The sequence below is a fragment of the Proteus sp. CD3 genome (genome assembly GCF_008808075.1).
In the GTDB taxonomy this organism is placed as follows: Bacteria; Pseudomonadota; Gammaproteobacteria; order Enterobacterales; family Enterobacteriaceae; genus Proteus; species Proteus appendicitidis.
This window is the reverse complement of the sequence record NZ_CP019686.1, coordinates 2,592,463-2,609,280: the sequence shown is the minus strand read 5'-3', so window position 1 is coordinate 2,609,280 and position 16,818 is coordinate 2,592,463. Positions and strand designations below refer to the sequence as shown.

Below are 16,818 nucleotides of genomic sequence, written 5' to 3'. Positions count from 1 at the left end.
ATGACAACGAATAATTTTAGTCATACCAGTGTATTACTGGATGAAGCAGTGAATGGCCTGAATATTAAACCTTCAGGTATCTATATCGACGGAACATTTGGCCGTGGGGGGCACTCCCGTCTAATTTTATCGCAATTGGGTGAACAAGGTCGCTTGATTGCGATAGACAGAGATCCACAAGCCATAGCCGTTGCTAATGAAATTGATGATGCTCGATTTTCTATTGTCCATGGACCTTTTTCAAATATTGAACAGTATGTGCAGGAGCTTGGCTTAGCTGGGAAGATTGACGGTGTATTACTGGATTTAGGTGTTTCTTCTCCTCAACTTGATGATCCTGAACGTGGCTTCTCATTTATGCGTGATGGACCGCTTGATATGCGTATGGACCCTACATCAGGGCAATCAGCCGCACAATGGCTGATGACAGCAGCAGAAGACGACATCACATGGGTATTGAAAACCTTTGGTGAAGAACGTTTTGCAAAACGTATTGCTCGCGCCATTGTTGCACGTAACAAAACAGAAGAGCCTTTGACGCGCACTAAACAATTGGCTGATTTAATTAGCGATGCAAGCCCAGTAAAAGAGCGACATAAACATCCAGCAACACGCAGTTTTCAGGCAATTCGCATCTATATTAATAGCGAATTAGATGAAATTGAAAAAGCATTAAAAGGTGCGGTTTCTGTTTTAGCCCCTGAAGGTCGTTTATCAGTGATTAGTTTCCATTCATTGGAAGACAGATTAGTGAAGCGTTTTATTCGAGATGAAAGCAAAGGACCTGTTGTCCCTGCGGGAATTCCTCTCACAGAAATGCAAATAAAAGAGTTAGGAAGCGCTCGCTTATCGAGTATTCACAAGATGAAACCGACAGGCGTAGAAGTTGAAGAAAATCCACGGGCGCGAAGCTCTGTATTACGTGTAGCACAACGTATTGAGGAATAAATGTCTACTGAACGACACTCACTACCAGGAGTTATAGGGCAGGATTTACTGCGTCATGGCAAATTACCTGTGTGTTTATTGATTGCTGTGATTATTTCTGCGGTGTATGTCGTCACTACAGCACATAAGACACGTTTATTAACAGCAGAGAAAGAGCGTTTAGTGCTGGAGAAAAACGTATTGGAGATCGAATGGCGCAATCTCATTCTTGAAGAAAACGCGCTGGCTGACCATAGCCGAGTAGAGCGTTTTTCAAGTGATGGTTTGGGAATGATCCATGTTGACCCAACAAAAGAGAACATCGTGGTAACTAAATAATTAAGGCAAGTATGAAATTTTCACGTTCGGCAAAAGCGAAAGCAAAGACAAAGTCAAATGCCAAACTACGCAAGCCTGAAGAAAAAACAGGATTTGTGAGTTGGCGTTTTGCGTTGCTTTGCGGTGGTATTGGTATCGCTTTAGCCGCGCTATTAATCCGTGTTGCCTATTTACAGATTATTAATCCTGATCCCCTTATTCGTGAAGGGGATATGCGTTCTCTACGTGTGCAAAAAGTACCAACAGCAAGAGGCATGATCAGCGATAGAATGGGCAGACCTCTTGCCGTTAGCGTGCCGGTTTTCGCCATTTGGGCTGATCCTAAAGTTGTATTAGATGCTAAGCCCGATATGACGGACTCTCGTTGGTTAGCACTTGCTGATGCACTGAAAATGCCAGTGAATCAAATTGAGCAAAAAATTGTTGCAACGCCTTCTGCTCGTTTTATCTATTTGGCTCGCCAAGTGAATCCTGAAATTAGTGATTATATTAATAAATTAAAAATCACTGGGATTAACATGCGTCAGGAATCAAAACGCTATTATCCATCAGGAGAAGTGACTGCTCACATCATTGGTGTAACCAATATTGATGGTGATGGTATTGAAGGTGTTGAAAAAAGCTTTAACCAGTGGCTGACAGGTGCGCCCGGTGAGCGCGTTGTTCGTAAAGATGGTTTTAACCGTGTTATCGAGAATATCGCTCAAACAGATAGCCAAGCCGCTCATAACCTGATGTTAAGTATCGATGAACGTTTGCAATCTGTAGTTTATCGCGAATTAACCAATGCGGTTATTAAGAATAAAGCAGAGTCAGGAACCGCTGTTTTAGTTGATGTTAATACTGGTGAAGTGCTGGCGATGGCTAACAGCCCATCGTACAACCCAAATAATTTAACGGGTACACCTAAAGATGCGATGCGTAATCGTGCTATCACCGATATTTTTGAACCGGGTTCTACCGTAAAACCGATGGTTGTGATGAGTGCGCTTCACAATCATATTATTCAAGAAAATAGTGTTATTAATACTGTTCCTTATCGTATTAGTGGGCATCAGATAAAAGATGTGGCGTTATATCATGAGCTTTCGATAACAGGAATATTACAGAAATCGAGTAACGTTGGTGTTTCAAGACTGGCGTTAGCGATGCCTGCATCTGAACTTGTGGATGTTTATTCACGATTTGGATTCGGGAAGCCAACTAACTTGGGGCTAGTTGGTGAAAGTAGTGGCATATTTCCAATAAAAAAACAACGGTGGTCCGATCTTGAAAGGGCCACCTTCTCTTTCGGATATGGGCTAATGGTAACGCCGTTACAGTTAGCGCGTGTCTACGCAACGATTGGTAGTTTTGGTATTTACCGTCCTCTTTCTATTACCAAAGTTGATCCTCCTGTACCGGGAACTCGTGTATTCCCTGAACCTGTGATGAGAACCGTCGTTCATATGATGGAAAGCGTTGCATTACCCGGTGGTGGTGGTGTGAGCGCGGCGATTAAAGGTTATCGTGTTGCGATTAAAACAGGGACAGCGAAGAAAGTAGGGCCAGACGGAAAATATATCAGTCAATATATCTCTTATGCGGCGGGTGTTGCACCTGCAAGCCGTCCTCGCTTTGCATTGGTTGTGATAATCAATGAACCTAAAGCGGGTAAGTACTATGGGGGCGCAGTATCCGCACCGGTGTTTGGCGCCATTATGGGCGCAGTTTTACGCACAATGAACGTAGAACCTGATGCATTGACGCCAGACGATAAAAATGAATTTGTAATTAAAAAAGAAGAGGATACAAGTGGCCGATCCTAACTTAAGTGACCTATTAGGGGCGCTCGGGATACAAGCACCGTCATTGATGCTCAAAGACATGACACTCGACAGCCGAAAAGCAGCGAGTGGTGATCTTTTTATCGCTATTAAAGGTCATGAAACTGATGGTAGACGCTATATTCCTCAAGCGATTGCTCAAGGTGTTTCGGCGGTATTAGCGGAAGCACAAGATGTTGCAACGCATGGTGAAATCCGTGAAAGCCACGGTATTCCAGTTATTTATATTGATAATCTTAATGCAGAGTTATCAAAGTTAGCAGGGCATTTTTATCATCAACCTGCAGAAAAACTGAAACTGATTGGCGTCACTGGAACTAATGGAAAAACGACAACAACACAATTGTTAGCACAGTGGGCGCAAGGTTTAGGTGAAACAAGTGCTGTGATGGGAACAGTAGGTAACGGGCTTTTAGGTCATGTTGTTCCTGCGATGAACACCACAGGATCTGCGGTTGATATTCAATTAGAGTTACAGCAGTTATTAAATCAAGGCGCGACATTAACGGCTATGGAAGTTTCTTCCCATGGTTTAGTTCAAGGTCGAGTGAGTGCATTGCCTTTTGTCGCGAGTGTCTTTACGAATTTAAGCCGTGATCATCTTGATTACCATGGTGATATGGCTCACTACGAAGAAGCAAAATGGTTACTGTTTTCCACTCATTGTAGTGGTGAAAAAATCATCAATGCAGATGATGCTGTTGGTCAAAAATGGTTATCTCGTTTGCCTGACGCTGTTGCCGTAACAATGGAAAATAAATTGCCACTAAATTGGCAAGGTCGTTTTGTTAAAACAACCCAGATTAATTATCATGATGCGGGAGCAACCATTCACTTTAGTTCTAGCTGGGGTGAAGGTGAAATTGAAAGCCCATTAATGGGCGCATTTAATGTCAGCAATCTTTTATGCGCTTTGGCGACATTATTAGCACTTGAATATCCATTAGATGCGGTTATTAAAGCGTCATCTTCACTCACACCGGTTTGTGGTCGAATGGAAGTGTTTAGTGCGGATAATCGTCCTACGGTTATTGTCGATTATGCTCATACTCCAGATGCATTAGAGAAAGCACTACAAGCTGCTCGTTTACACTGCACAGGTAAACTGTGGTGTGTATTTGGTTGTGGTGGTGATAGAGACAAAGGTAAGCGCCCACTAATGGGAGCAGTTGCAGAAGAGCTGGCTGATAAAGTTGTTATCACCGATGACAATCCTCGTAGTGAAGAGCCTCAAGCGATTATCCAAGATATTCTTTCGGGTTTAATGGACCCTGGTCGTGCGATTGCTATTGAAGGTCGTGCTGAAGCGGTTACTAACGTGATAATGCAAGCAGATAGCAATGATATGATTTTGGTCGCAGGTAAAGGGCATGAAGATTATCAGTTGGTTGGTTCGCGTCGTCTTGATTATTCAGATAGATTAACCGTTGCTCGGTTATTGGGGGTGATAGCATGATCCCTCTATCCTTAGAAACTATTGCACAAGTCACTCATGGTACGTTGAGCCACATTGCGCAAAGTCAAGCTAATCAGTTAACGATTAAAGCCATTTCGACAGATAGCCGTAAAATTGATGAACATTGCCTGTTTATTGCATTAGCGGGTGAACGTTTTGATGCACATGATTTTATTGCTGATGTAAAAGAAAAAGGCGCTGTTGCGGTTTTAGTTAGCCGTGAAATTGAAGTCGATTGTCCACAAATTATTGTGAAAAATACCCATCTAGCAATGGGTGAAATTGCAGCACATATTCGTTCGCTAAGCCACGCCAAGATTGTTGCGCTGACAGGCTCTTCTGGAAAAACTTCCGTTAAAGAGATGACGGCTTCTATTTTGCGTCACTGTGGTGAAACCCTCTATACCCATGGCAATTTAAATAACGATATTGGCGTGCCTTTAACGCTGTTTCGTTTAACGCCTGAACACCGTTTTGCAGTTATTGAATTAGGTGCAAACCATATCGGTGAAATCGCCTATACCGTCAATATGGTAAAACCAGATAGTGCATTGGTAAATAACCTCTTTTCTGCACACATTGAAGGTTTTGGCTCGCTGGAAGGTATTGCTCAGGCAAAAGGTGAAATCTTTACTCATTTAAAAGAGCAAGGTACAGCTATTATTAATCTTGATAGTAATGACTTACCTCTGTGGCAACATCATCTAAATGCGCGCCAAACACAATGGTCGTTCTCTTTATCAGCACAACGTAACGCAGATTTTTATCCTACCGAGATAGCTGTTAAGCAATTCATCACAAATTTCACCTTACATACACCAGAAGGTTGTGTTGAAGTCACTCTACCATTACCGGGTCGTCATAATATTGCGAATGCCTTAGCGGCAAGTGCTCTTGCGTTATCTGCTGGGGCGACGCTTGAAGATATTCGCCTTGGTTTATCGACATTAAAAGCAGTACCGGGAAGATTGTATCCTATTGAATTAACTTCCGGGAAAATGGTGTTAGATGACACTTACAATGCGAACGATGGCTCCATGATTGCGGGTTTGCAAGTGCTCTCTCAATTACCGGGATACAAAATTTTTGTTGCAGGGGATATGGCTGAATTAGGTAAAGATTCAGAAAAATGTCACCGCGATGTTGGTCGTTTTGCTCACAGTGCAGGTATTGATAGTGTCTTTACTGTTGGGCATCACAGCCATTTTATTAGTGATGAAAATCAAGGTGGTCAGCATTTTGCCTTTAAAGCCGACTTACTTGCCCAATTAATTCCATTATTACAGCAGCATGATGTTGTTTCAGTTTTAGTAAAAGGTTCACGAAGCTCCGCGATGGAAGATATCGTGAACGCATTAAAGGAGTGCTTTGAATGTTAGTTTGGCTAGCCGAATATTTGGTTAAATACCATACATTTTTTAATGTGTTTTCTTATCTGACATTCAGGGCGATTGTTGGTTTATTGACGGCATTAATTATTGCTTTGTGGATGGGACCTCATCTCATCGCATGGTTGCAAAAAATGCAAATTGGGCAAGTGGTTCGTAGTGAAGGCCCTGAATCGCACTTTAGTAAACGTGGTACACCAACAATGGGCGGGATTATGATCCTGTTCTCTATCTCCATCTCTACACTGTTATGGGCAAGATTAGATAATCCTTATGTTTGGTGTGTATTGCTGGTTTTAATTGGTTATGGCGTGATTGGTTTTGTTGATGATTATCGCAAAGTTGTTCGTAAAGATACCAAAGGATTAATTGCTCGCTGGAAATATTTTTGGCAGTCCGTACTCGCCCTTGTTGTAGCGTTTAGTATGTACGCTATTGGTAAAGATACGCCTGCAACACAGTTAGTTGTGCCATTCTTTAAAGATGTCATGCCTCAATTGGGTATGCTGTATATCTTACTGGCTTATTTCGTCATTGTTGGAACAAGTAACGCAGTTAACTTAACCGATGGCTTAGATGGTTTAGCGATTATGCCAACCGTTTTTGTTGCCGCAGGTTTTGCATTAGTTGCATGGGCGACAGGTAACGTTAATTTTGCCAGTTACTTAAAAATTCCTTACTTGATGCATGCGGGTGAATTAGTGATTGTCTGTACCGCTATCGTTGGTGCGGGCTTAGGTTTCCTTTGGTTTAATACTTATCCGGCTCAAGTTTTTATGGGCGATGTAGGCTCTCTTGCATTAGGTGGCGCATTAGGGACGATTGCGGTGTTATTACGCCAAGAATTCTTATTAGTTATTATGGGTGGTGTTTTTGTTGTTGAAACACTTTCCGTAATTTTACAAGTCGGCTCATTTAAGTTGCGTGGTCAACGTATTTTCCGTATGGCTCCAATTCATCACCATTATGAATTAAAAGGCTGGCCTGAACCTCGTGTTATTGTCCGTTTCTGGATCATCTCACTGATGTTAGTGCTTATTGGTCTGGCGACATTAAAGGTACGTTAAGATGGCAAATTATCAGGGAAAAAAAGTGGTTGTTGTAGGGCTTGGAATAACAGGCCTTTCTTGCGTTGACTTTTTTATCCGCCAAGGTGTTACACCTAAGGTTATTGATACACGCCAAAAACCAGGAGGCTTAGATAAGCTTCCTACTAACGTTGAATATCATACAGGTAGTTTCCATCAAGCATGGCTTAACGATGCTGATTTAATTGTCTCAAGCCCAGGGATTGCCCTTTCGACGCCAGAGCTTGTTGAAGCTATCAATCATGGTGTTGAAATTGTTGGTGATATCGAACTGTTTTGCCGTGAAGCCAAAGCGCCTATTGTAGCGATTACTGGCTCTAACGGTAAAAGCACAGTGACAACGCTGGTCGGTGAAATGGCTCGTGCGGATGATATTCGCGTTGGCGTCGGTGGCAATATCGGTGTTCCAGCGCTGACCTTATTAACCGAGCCTCATGATTTATACGTATTAGAGCTATCGAGTTTTCAACTAGAAACGACTTATAGCTTACAAGCCGCTGCTGCAACGGTATTAAATATTAGCGAAGATCATATGAATCGCTATCCGTTAGGATTAGAGCAATACCGTGAAGCAAAACTGCGTATTTACGATAATGCTAAAACCTGCGTGTATAACGAAGATGATGCATTAACGTTACCTTTACTGGGTAAAGATAATCGTTGTGTGAGTTTTGGTGTCGGACAAGGTGATTATCAGCTTGATAACACAAATCGCATTTTAAAAGTGAAAGGTGAAAAAGTTCTTTCAACGGCTGAAATGTACCTTTCAGGGCAGCATAACTATACCAATGCATTAGCGGCATTAGCACTTGCTGATGCAGTGGGTATTTCTCGTAAAGCTGCAACCGAGGTACTGAAAATGTATCACGGTCTTGCTCACCGCTTTCAATTAGTTTATTCGCATCAAAATGTACGTTGGATAAATGACTCGAAGGCCACCAATGTGGGAAGCACTGAAGCAGCATTACGAGGACTCGAAGTTGAAGGCACACTACATCTTTTATTAGGCGGTGATGGGAAGTCTGCTGACTTCACTTCTTTATTGCCTTATATCAGCGGTGACAATATCCGTCTGTACTGTTTTGGGCAAGATGGACAAGCATTGGCAAATCTACGACCAGATGTCTCTTTATTAACAGTGACAATGGAAGAAGCAATGCGAGCCTTAGCTCCTACTGTAAAATCAGGGGATATGGTGTTGCTTTCTCCTGCATGTGCAAGCTTAGATCAGTTTAAATGTTTTGAGCAACGTGGTGATGAATTTGCACGTTTAGCAAGGGAGCTTGGCTGATGAGCGTATTCGCAATGCGAAGATTAAAACAGTGGCTAGTGGGCAGTTATCAAACTGAGAATACGGCATTTGTGCCGTATGATCGCACCTTGCTCTGGTTTACTTTCGGATTAGCGGTTGTCGGCTTTGTTATGGTGACATCAGCGTCAATGCCTGTTGGTCAACGTCTGGCAGAAGATCCGTTCTTATTTGCTAAACGTGATGGCATCTATATCCTTGTCGCATTTTGTATTGCGTTAGTCACCATGCGTATCCCAATGGCAGTTTGGCAACGTTATAGCAGCTTAATGCTGTTCGGCTCGATACTCCTTTTATTGGTGGTATTGGGAGTAGGGAGTTCAGTTAATGGTGCTTCACGCTGGATTGCTGTGGGGCCATTAAATTTCCAGCCTGCTGAATTATCAAAACTTGCGCTGTTTTGTTATTTATCGAGCTATTTAGTCCGAAAAGTTGAAGAAGTGCGCAATAACTTTTGGGGTTTCTGTAAGCCGATGGGCGTGATGTTAGTACTGGCTGTTTTATTGTTATTACAACCAGACTTAGGAACTGTTGTGGTTTTATTCGTAACAACATTAGCACTGTTATTTTTAGCGGGTGCTAAAATTTGGCAGTTCTTAGCCATTATCGGTTCAGGAATTGCCGCTGTTGTTATGTTGATTATCGTTGAACCTTACCGTGTTCGACGTATTACTTCTTTCTTAGAACCTTGGGAAGATCCATTTGGTAGCGGTTATCAGCTTACACAATCTCTAATGGCATTTGGTCGTGGTGATTTACTTGGACAAGGTTTAGGAAACTCAGTACAAAAACTAGAATATTTGCCAGAGGCACATACCGACTTTATTTTCTCCATTTTGGCTGAAGAACTTGGTTATATCGGTGTGGTTTTGGTGCTTTTAATGGTATTCTTCATCGCTTTTCGCGCGATGCAAATTGGACGACGTGCGCTGATCCTCGAACAACGTTTTTCAGGCTTTTTAGCTTGCTCTATCGGGATTTGGTTTACATTCCAATCATTGGTGAATGTAGGCGCTGCAGCAGGCATGTTGCCAACAAAGGGATTAACCCTTCCTCTTATTAGTTACGGTGGTTCGAGCTTGATTATTATGTCAACTGCCATCGTGATGTTATTACGAATTGATTATGAAACACGTCTAGCACAAGCTCAGGCGTTTGTAAGGAGCCCGAAATGAGCGAGCGTAGACGCCGTTTAATGGTTATGGCTGGTGGGACTGGGGGGCATGTATTCCCAGGATTAGCTGTTGCTCATTATCTACAATCTCAAGGTTGGGAAATCCGATGGTTAGGAACGGCAGATAGAATGGAAGCCGATTTAGTTCCTAAGCACGGTATCGAAATTGAATTTATTCGTATCTCAGGTTTACGTGGTAAAGGTATTAAAGCATTAATCGCAGCACCTATTCGTATTATTAAAGCGATTTTCCAAGCTCGCGCCATTATGAAGCGCTATCAGCCAGATGCTGTACTTGGTATGGGTGGGTATGTTTCAGGTCCCGGTGGTGTCGCTGCTTGGATGTGTGGGGTCCCCGTTATTTTGCATGAGCAAAATGGTATTGCAGGATTAACCAATCGCTGGTTATCGAAAATTGCGAAACGTGTATTACAGGCTTTTCCGGGGGCATTCCCAAAAGCACCTGTTGTGGGGAATCCTGTTCGTGAAGATGTTTTGGCACTTGAAGCACCTTCAGTACGATTAAAAGAGAGAACAGAACCTGTTCGAGTACTGATTATTGGTGGTAGCCAAGGTGCTAGAATTTTAAATCACACCTTACCCGTAGTTGCCGGTTTACTCGGTGAGCATGTTACAATCTGGCATCAAGCAGGAAAAGGTGGCGAAAGTGATACAAAAACACGCTATCAGAACGAATTAGCAAAAAATTCAGTTAAATCTGAATATAAAGTTACTGAATTTATTGATGATATAGCGCAAGCTTACCAATGGGCTGATGTTGTTGTGTGTCGTTCTGGTGCATTAACAGTCAGCGAAATTGCCGCAGCGGGATTACCCGCTATTTTTGTTCCTTTCCAGCACAAAGATAGACAGCAATATTGGAATGCACTGCCGTTAGAAAAAGCGGGTGCAGCGCGGATTATTGAGCAAAAAGATTTAACTCCAGAAGTCATTGCACAAACCCTGAAAAATTGGGATAGAGAAACCTTGTTAGCGATGGCAGAGAAAGCAAAAAGTGTTGCGATTACGGATGCTACAGAGCGCGTAGCGAATGTGATAATCGAAGTAGCAAAAAAATAAACGTAACTTGTAACCATTAACTTAGAGTGAAGAAGTAAATAGTGAATACACAACAACTGGCAAAATTAAGATCGTTTGTGCCTGAAATGAGAAAAGTTAAGCATATTCACTTTATCGGCATCGGTGGTGCGGGTATGGGGGGAATTGCCGAAGTGCTGGCTAACGAAGGTTATGAAATCAGCGGTTCTGATTTAGCACCAAACGTAGTCACACAACAGCTCGTTGCCTTAGGCGCAACAGTCTATTTTAATCATCGCCCTGAAAATATTCGTGGCGCAAGTGTTGTTGTGGTTTCGACAGCAATCAGTGCTGAAAACCCAGAAATTATTGCAGCAAGAGAAGCGCGTATCCCAGTTATTCGTCGTGCTGAAATGTTGGCTGAATTGATGCGTTATCGTCATGGTGTCGCGATTGCGGGTACTCATGGCAAAACGACAACCACAGCGATGATTTCAAATATTTATGCGCAAGCGGGTTTAGATCCTACTTTTGTTAATGGGGGGCTTGTTAAATCGGCTGGCACTCATGCTCGCTTAGGTTGCAGTCGTTATTTAATTGCTGAAGCTGATGAGAGCGATGCGTCGTTTTTACATTTACAACCTATGGTTGCGGTCGTAACGAATATCGAAGCAGACCATATGGACACATATCACGGTAATTTTGACAATCTAAAAGAGACGTTTATTACCTTTTTGCACAATTTACCATTCTATGGTCGTGCAGTGATGTGTCTGGATGACGATGTCATTCGTTCGATTATTCCTAAAGTGGGTCGTTATATTACGACTTATGGCTTTAGTGAAGATGCTGATGTTCGTATTACGCATTATGAACAAAAAGGTGCTCAAGGCTTTTTCACTATTTCTCGTGAAGGTATGCCAGATTTACAAGTGGTATTAAATGCGCCCGGTCGCCATAACGCATTGAATGCAACAGCTGCGGTTGCTGTCGCCACAGAAGAAGGCATTGCTGACGAACATATTTTAGCGGCATTACTTAACTTCCAAGGTACCGGACGTCGTTTTGATTTCTTAGGTAACTACGGTCTTGAGCATGTTAATGGTCAAGAAGGTGAAGTAATGCTAGTGGATGATTATGGTCATCATCCAACAGAAGTTGATGCAACGATTAAAGCAGCGAGAGCAGGATGGCCAGATAAACGTCTAGTGATGATTTTCCAACCTCATCGCTATACACGTACTCGTGATTTATATGAAGACTTTGCCACTGTTCTCAATCAGGTTGATATTTTATTATTAACAGATGTTTATTCTGCTGGGGAAGCGCCTATTGCAGGTGCCGATAGCCGCTCACTTTGTCGAACAATTCGCCAACGTGGGAAGCTAGATCCTATCTGGGTTTCTGATGTGACTAATATTTCATCAATATTGGCAGGTGTATTAACAGATAATGATCTTGTTTTAGTTCAAGGTGCTGGAAATATTGGTAAAATAGCGCGTCGCTTAGCAGATACGAAATTACAGCCATCTTTCAGCGAGGATTAAGACGGATGTTTGAGCAAGTGAACATCATTTATGGTGAAATGGTCAATAAAATAACTGTAATGATGGCGTGTTATGAGGAAAATAACACTGTATTAGCGAAAAAAATGATCGAGAATTCGCTTGCTCAAATCTGTATTGAGAAAAAATTTCAGTTAAAAAGTAAGAAAAACGCAGAAAAATTCGCAATTTCTTCTTTTAAAGTAAATAATTCTCAACAGATTGAACAATTTAGTGATTTAATTATCAAACCTAAAAGTGTTCATAAAGTATATATATGTAGGAAAAATATTAATCGCTGGAATATCGGACAAAAGGATGGGCGATTCTCTTATTTAAACGTTGCTGAGGAGTTAGTGGGTTAATATGTCACAAGCAGCGCTAAATATAAAAGAACACAAAGAGAAGCAACATTCTGACAGACCGAGTAATGGTACTTATTTATCAGGATTGATCTTTTTCTTATGTGTGATTGCCACCATCATTTGGGGTGGAATACAAGTGGTTAACTGGATGAAAGACGCAAATCGTCTGCCAATCTCAAAACTTGTATTAACAGGTGAGCGACATTACACAACGAATGATGACGTGCGTCAGGCCATTTTGTCTTTAGGACAGCCGGGCACATTTATGACACAGGATGTGAATATCATTCAGCAACAAATTGAACGCATGCCATGGATTAGGCAAGTCACTGTGCGTAAACAGTGGCCTGATGAACTTAAAATCCATCTGGTAGAGTATGTTCCCTTTACCCGTTGGAATGATACTTACTTTCTTGATAAAGAAGGGCGTATTTTCAGTCTGCCAACGCAGTTGGAAACCAAAGGAAGTTATCCTTTGTTATATGGTCCTCAAGGAAGCGAAAAAATGGTGTTGTCAGGTTATGTGGCAATGAGAGATCAGCTTCTTGCGAGTAACCTGAATTTAAAAGCAGCGTCAATGTCTGCCCGTCAAGGATGGCAATTAGTTTTAGACAATGATGTCCGATTGGAGTTAGGTCGTAAGGATAACGAAAAACGGATCGCTCGCTTTATTGAGTTGTATCCGATACTGCAACAACAAACAGATAAACGGGTTGATTACGTGGATCTGCGTTATGACAGTGGTGGTGCAGTCGGGTGGGCTCCTTTATTACTTGAGAATGAATAAACAAGACGTGGCAGATGACACGATGAAGGCGAAGGCAGAACAATAATGATCAAAGCGACGGACAGAAAATTAGTAGTTGGTCTTGAGATTGGTACGGCCAAAGTAGCCACCCTTGTCGGTGAGATCCTGCCTGATGGTGTAGTAAATATTATCGGGGTGGGGAGTTGTCCATCTCGGGGCATGGATAAAGGTGGCGTTAATGATCTCGAATCCGTCGTAAAATGCGTGCAACGGGCGGTAGATCAGGCTGAGTTGATGGCTGACTGTCAAATATCTTCAGTATATTTGGCGTTATCAGGCAAGCATATCAGTTGCCAAAATGAGATTGGTATGGTGCCAATTTCAGAAGAAGAAGTGACTCAAGATGATGTTGATAGCGTGGTTCATACCGCGAAATCCGTCAAAGTAAAAGATGAACACCGTGTTTTACACGTTATACCGCAAGAGTATGCCATTGATTATCAAGAAGGGATCAAAAACCCAGTTGGATTATCGGGCGTGCGTATGCAGGCTAAAGTTCATTTGATTACCTGCCATAACGACATGGCAAAGAATATTGTAAAAGCAGTTGAACGCTGTGGGTTAAAAGTGGATCAACTGATTTTTGCGGGACTGGCTTCAAGTTTCGCTGTATTAACAGAAGATGAACGTGAACTAGGTGTGTGTGTTGTTGATATTGGTGGCGGTACAATGGATATCGCTATTTATACCGGTGGAGCATTAAGACATACCCGCGTTATTCCTTATGCAGGCAATGTTGTAACCAGTGATATCGCCTACGCATTTGGCACTCCGCCAAATGATGCTGAAGCTATCAAAGTTCGCCATGGTTGTGCATTAGGATCTTTAGTTGGTAAAGATGAAAATGTCGAAGTTCCAAGTGTCGGAGGTAGACCACCAAGAAGTCTGCAACGACAAACTCTTGCTGAGGTGATTGAGCCTCGTTATACCGAATTGCTCAATCTTGTTAATGAAGAGATTTTAAAAGTTCAAGAACAGTTACGCCAGCAAGGGATTAAGCATCATTTAGCCGCAGGTATCGTGCTAACAGGTGGTGCTGCACAGATTGATGGACTTGTTGAATGTGCTCAACGTGTTTTCCACACGCAAGTACGGATCGGTAAACCGTTAAATATTACCGGGCTAACAGATTATGCGCAGGATCCTTACTACTCAACAGCGGTTGGGCTCTTGCATTACGGTAAAGAATCTCACTTTGGTGAGGAAACTGAAACCGAGAAACGCTCTGCTGTCGGTGGTTTATTTAAGAAACTCACTGGTTGGCTAAAAAGAGAGTTTTAATAATCAGACAAATTTAAAAAGAGGTCGTTTGAGCAAGCGGCCCTGAGAAGGCACAAAACGGAGAGAAATTATGTTTGAACCTATGGAATTAACCAACGATGCGGTGATCAAAGTCATCGGCGTTGGTGGCGGCGGCGGTAATGCGGTTGAGCACATGGTTCGTGAACGTATTGAAGGCGTAGATTTCTTTGCAGTCAATACGGATGCTCAAGCGCTACGTAAAACAGCGGTCGGACAGACTATCCAAATTGGTAATGCCATTACGAAAGGCTTAGGTGCAGGTGCAAATCCTGAAGTAGGCCGTAATGCAGCAGAGGAAGACCGCGAAGGATTACGCGCAGCACTTGAAGGTGCTGACATGGTCTTTATCGCCGCAGGTATGGGCGGTGGTACGGGTACTGGTGCTGCGCCTGTTGTTGCAGAAGTGGCTAAAGAATTAGGTATTTTGACCGTTGCTGTAGTGACTAAGCCTTTTAATTTTGAAGGCAAAAAACGTATGGCATTCGCGGAACAAGGTATTACTGAGTTATCAAAACATGTTGACTCATTAATCACTATTCCAAATGACAAGTTATTAAAAGTACTTGGTCGTGGAATTTCATTATTAGATGCGTTCGGCGCAGCTAATGATGTATTAAAAGGCGCAGTTCAAGGTATCGCTGAGCTAATTACTCGCCCAGGTTTAATGAACGTAGACTTTGCTGACGTAAGAACTGTGATGTCTGAAATGGGTTATGCCATGATGGGCTCTGGTGCTGCGAAAGGCGAAGATCGTGCTGAAGAAGCTGCAGAAATGGCGATTTCAAGTCCATTATTGGAAGATATTGACCTATCTGGCGCGCGTGGTGTGTTAGTCAACATCACAGCAGGTTTTGACTTACGTCTTGATGAATTTGAAACAGTGGGTAATACCATTCGTGCATTTGCATCAGATAATGCGACTGTGGTTATCGGTACATCCCTTGACCCAGAAATGAATGATGAATTGCGTGTGACTGTGGTTGCAACAGGTATTGGTATGGACAAACGTCCAGAAATTACGCTGGTAACTAATAAACAGAATCAGCAAAGCGCAATGGAGAATCGTTACCAGCAAATGCAAAACAGCATGTCTTCTTTCTCTACCGTAGAAGAAAGCAAGCCTGCGGCAAAAGCTGTTAACGAACAATCTACTCAGGCGAACAAAGAACCGGATTATTTAGATATCCCTGCGTTCCTGAGAAAACAGGCTGATTAATCGCCAAAAAGATTGGCATCTCCGCTTTTTGTGCTAAACTGTCCTGCCAATTATAAGTATAATGATTGGTAGGACGGATAACATTGCGAGATAAAATGATGATCAAACAACGGACATTAAAACGAATTGTACAAGCAACTGGTGTGGGACTTCACACGGGTAAAAAAGTTACGCTTACAATGCGTCCGGCGCCAGCAAATACTGGGGTCATCTACCGTCGTACTGACTTAAATCCACCGGTGGATTTTCCAGCAGACGCAAAATCAGTTCGTGACACTATGCTATGTACTTGCTTAGTCAACGAAGACGATGTGCGTATATCAACCGTTGAGCATTTAAACGCAGCACTGGCTGGTTTAGGCATTGATAATATCGTAATTGAAGTGAATGCACCTGAAATTCCAATTATGGATGGAAGTGCGGCACCTTTTGTTTTCTTGTTACTTGATGCAGGTATCGAAGAGCTTCGTACTGCGAAGAAATTCATTCGCATCAAAGAAACAGTACGTGTAGAAGATGGCGACAAATGGGCAGAAATGCGTCCATACAACGGGTTTAAATTAGATTTTACTATCGACTTTAATCACCCAGCCATTGATGCAAGTACACAGCGTTATAAATTAGATTTCTCCGCAGAATCTTTTATGAGCCAAATTAGCCGTGCTCGTACATTTGGATTTATGCGTGATATCGAATATCTGCAATCTAAAGGATTGTGTTTAGGCGGAAGCTTCGATTGTGCAATCGTAGTTGATGACTATCGTGTTCTTAACGACGATGGCCTACGTTTTGAAGATGAATTCGTTCGTCACAAAATGTTGGATGCAATCGGTGATTTATTTATGTGTGGCTATAACATTATCGGTGAATTCACCGCGTTTAAATCAGGTCATGCACTGAACAATAAATTGCTCCAAGCTGTATTAGCAAAAGAATCTGCGTGGGAATTCGTCACATTTGAAGACGAAGCGCAAATGCCAGTGGCATTCAAAGCTCCCTCAATGGTCTTTGCTTAATTCCTGCGAAGGAAAGCACGTT

The 16,818-nt window shown here is 42.4% G+C and carries 15 protein-coding genes; all 15 read left to right on the top strand.

Going from position 1 to position 16,818, the window contains the following annotated elements:
* Positions 1 to 948: a 16S rRNA (cytosine(1402)-N(4))-methyltransferase RsmH gene (gene rsmH, locus BTA34_RS11865; RefSeq protein ID WP_151435755.1), complete on the top strand. Its 948-nt coding sequence runs from the start codon at positions 1 to 3 to the stop codon at positions 946 to 948.
* Positions 949 to 1,266, top strand: coding sequence for a cell division protein FtsL (ftsL, locus tag BTA34_RS11860; protein ID WP_151435754.1), 318 nt, complete (start codon positions 949 to 951; stop codon positions 1,264 to 1,266). It begins immediately after the preceding gene.
* Positions 1,267 to 1,277: 11 nt separating this feature from the next.
* Complete coding sequence (ftsI, locus tag BTA34_RS11855) at positions 1,278 to 3,074, top strand: peptidoglycan glycosyltransferase FtsI (protein ID WP_151435753.1); 1,797 nt, start codon at positions 1,278 to 1,280, stop codon at positions 3,072 to 3,074.
* The gene (murE, locus tag BTA34_RS11850) at positions 3,061 to 4,548 is read left to right on the top strand and encodes a UDP-N-acetylmuramoyl-L-alanyl-D-glutamate--2,6-diaminopimelate ligase (protein ID WP_151435752.1); all 1,488 of its coding nucleotides are present in this window, start codon (positions 3,061 to 3,063) and stop codon (positions 4,546 to 4,548) included. The genes ftsI and murE overlap by 14 nt, the downstream gene beginning before the upstream one ends.
* A complete protein-coding gene (murF, locus tag BTA34_RS11845) occupies positions 4,545 to 5,927 on the top strand; it encodes a UDP-N-acetylmuramoyl-tripeptide--D-alanyl-D-alanine ligase (RefSeq protein ID WP_151435751.1) in 1,383 nt (460 codons plus the stop codon). The genes murE and murF overlap by 4 nt, the downstream gene beginning before the upstream one ends.
* Positions 5,921 to 7,003 (top strand): phospho-N-acetylmuramoyl-pentapeptide-transferase, encoded by a 1,083-nt coding sequence (gene mraY, locus BTA34_RS11840; protein ID WP_023581493.1) that lies wholly within the window; start codon positions 5,921 to 5,923, stop codon positions 7,001 to 7,003. The genes murF and mraY overlap by 7 nt, the downstream gene beginning before the upstream one ends.
* 1 nt (position 7,004) lies before the next feature.
* A complete protein-coding gene (gene murD, locus BTA34_RS11835) occupies positions 7,005 to 8,315 on the top strand; it encodes a UDP-N-acetylmuramoyl-L-alanine--D-glutamate ligase (RefSeq protein WP_151435750.1) in 1,311 nt (436 codons plus the stop codon).
* The gene (gene ftsW / locus BTA34_RS11830) at positions 8,315 to 9,508 is read left to right on the top strand and encodes a cell division protein FtsW (RefSeq protein WP_151435749.1); all 1,194 of its coding nucleotides are present in this window, start codon (positions 8,315 to 8,317) and stop codon (positions 9,506 to 9,508) included. The genes murD and ftsW overlap by 1 nt, the downstream gene beginning before the upstream one ends.
* Positions 9,505 to 10,587, top strand: a complete 1,083-nt coding sequence (murG, locus tag BTA34_RS11825) for an undecaprenyldiphospho-muramoylpentapeptide beta-N-acetylglucosaminyltransferase (RefSeq protein ID WP_151435748.1) — start codon at positions 9,505 to 9,507, stop codon at positions 10,585 to 10,587. Before ftsW ends, murG begins: the two co-directional genes overlap by 4 nt.
* A gap of 41 nt (positions 10,588 to 10,628) precedes the next feature.
* Entirely contained in the window at positions 10,629 to 12,092 is a 1,464-nt protein-coding gene (murC, locus tag BTA34_RS11820; protein WP_100159118.1) for a UDP-N-acetylmuramate--L-alanine ligase, read from the top strand.
* A 5-nt stretch (positions 12,093 to 12,097) separates the two neighbouring features.
* Positions 12,098 to 12,454 carry a hypothetical protein gene (locus tag BTA34_RS11815; RefSeq protein WP_151435747.1) on the top strand — a complete coding sequence of 119 codons (357 nt, stop codon included), beginning with the start codon at positions 12,098 to 12,100 and terminating at the stop codon, positions 12,452 to 12,454.
* Between the two features lies 1 nt (position 12,455).
* Entirely contained in the window at positions 12,456 to 13,241 is a 786-nt protein-coding gene (ftsQ, locus tag BTA34_RS11810; protein WP_151435746.1) for a cell division protein FtsQ, read from the top strand.
* Positions 13,242 to 13,286: 45 nt separating this feature from the next.
* A complete protein-coding gene (ftsA, locus tag BTA34_RS11805; RefSeq protein ID WP_098942190.1) occupies positions 13,287 to 14,543 on the top strand; it encodes a cell division protein FtsA in 1,257 nt (418 codons plus the stop codon).
* A gap of 70 nt (positions 14,544 to 14,613) precedes the next feature.
* Positions 14,614 to 15,780, top strand: coding sequence for a cell division protein FtsZ (gene ftsZ / locus BTA34_RS11800; protein WP_151435745.1), 1,167 nt, complete (start codon positions 14,614 to 14,616; stop codon positions 15,778 to 15,780).
* 98 nt (positions 15,781 to 15,878) lie between these two features.
* The gene (gene lpxC / locus BTA34_RS11795; RefSeq protein WP_036913397.1) at positions 15,879 to 16,796 is read left to right on the top strand and encodes a UDP-3-O-acyl-N-acetylglucosamine deacetylase; all 918 of its coding nucleotides are present in this window, start codon (positions 15,879 to 15,881) and stop codon (positions 16,794 to 16,796) included.
* Positions 16,797 to 16,818 lie beyond the last annotated feature (22 nt).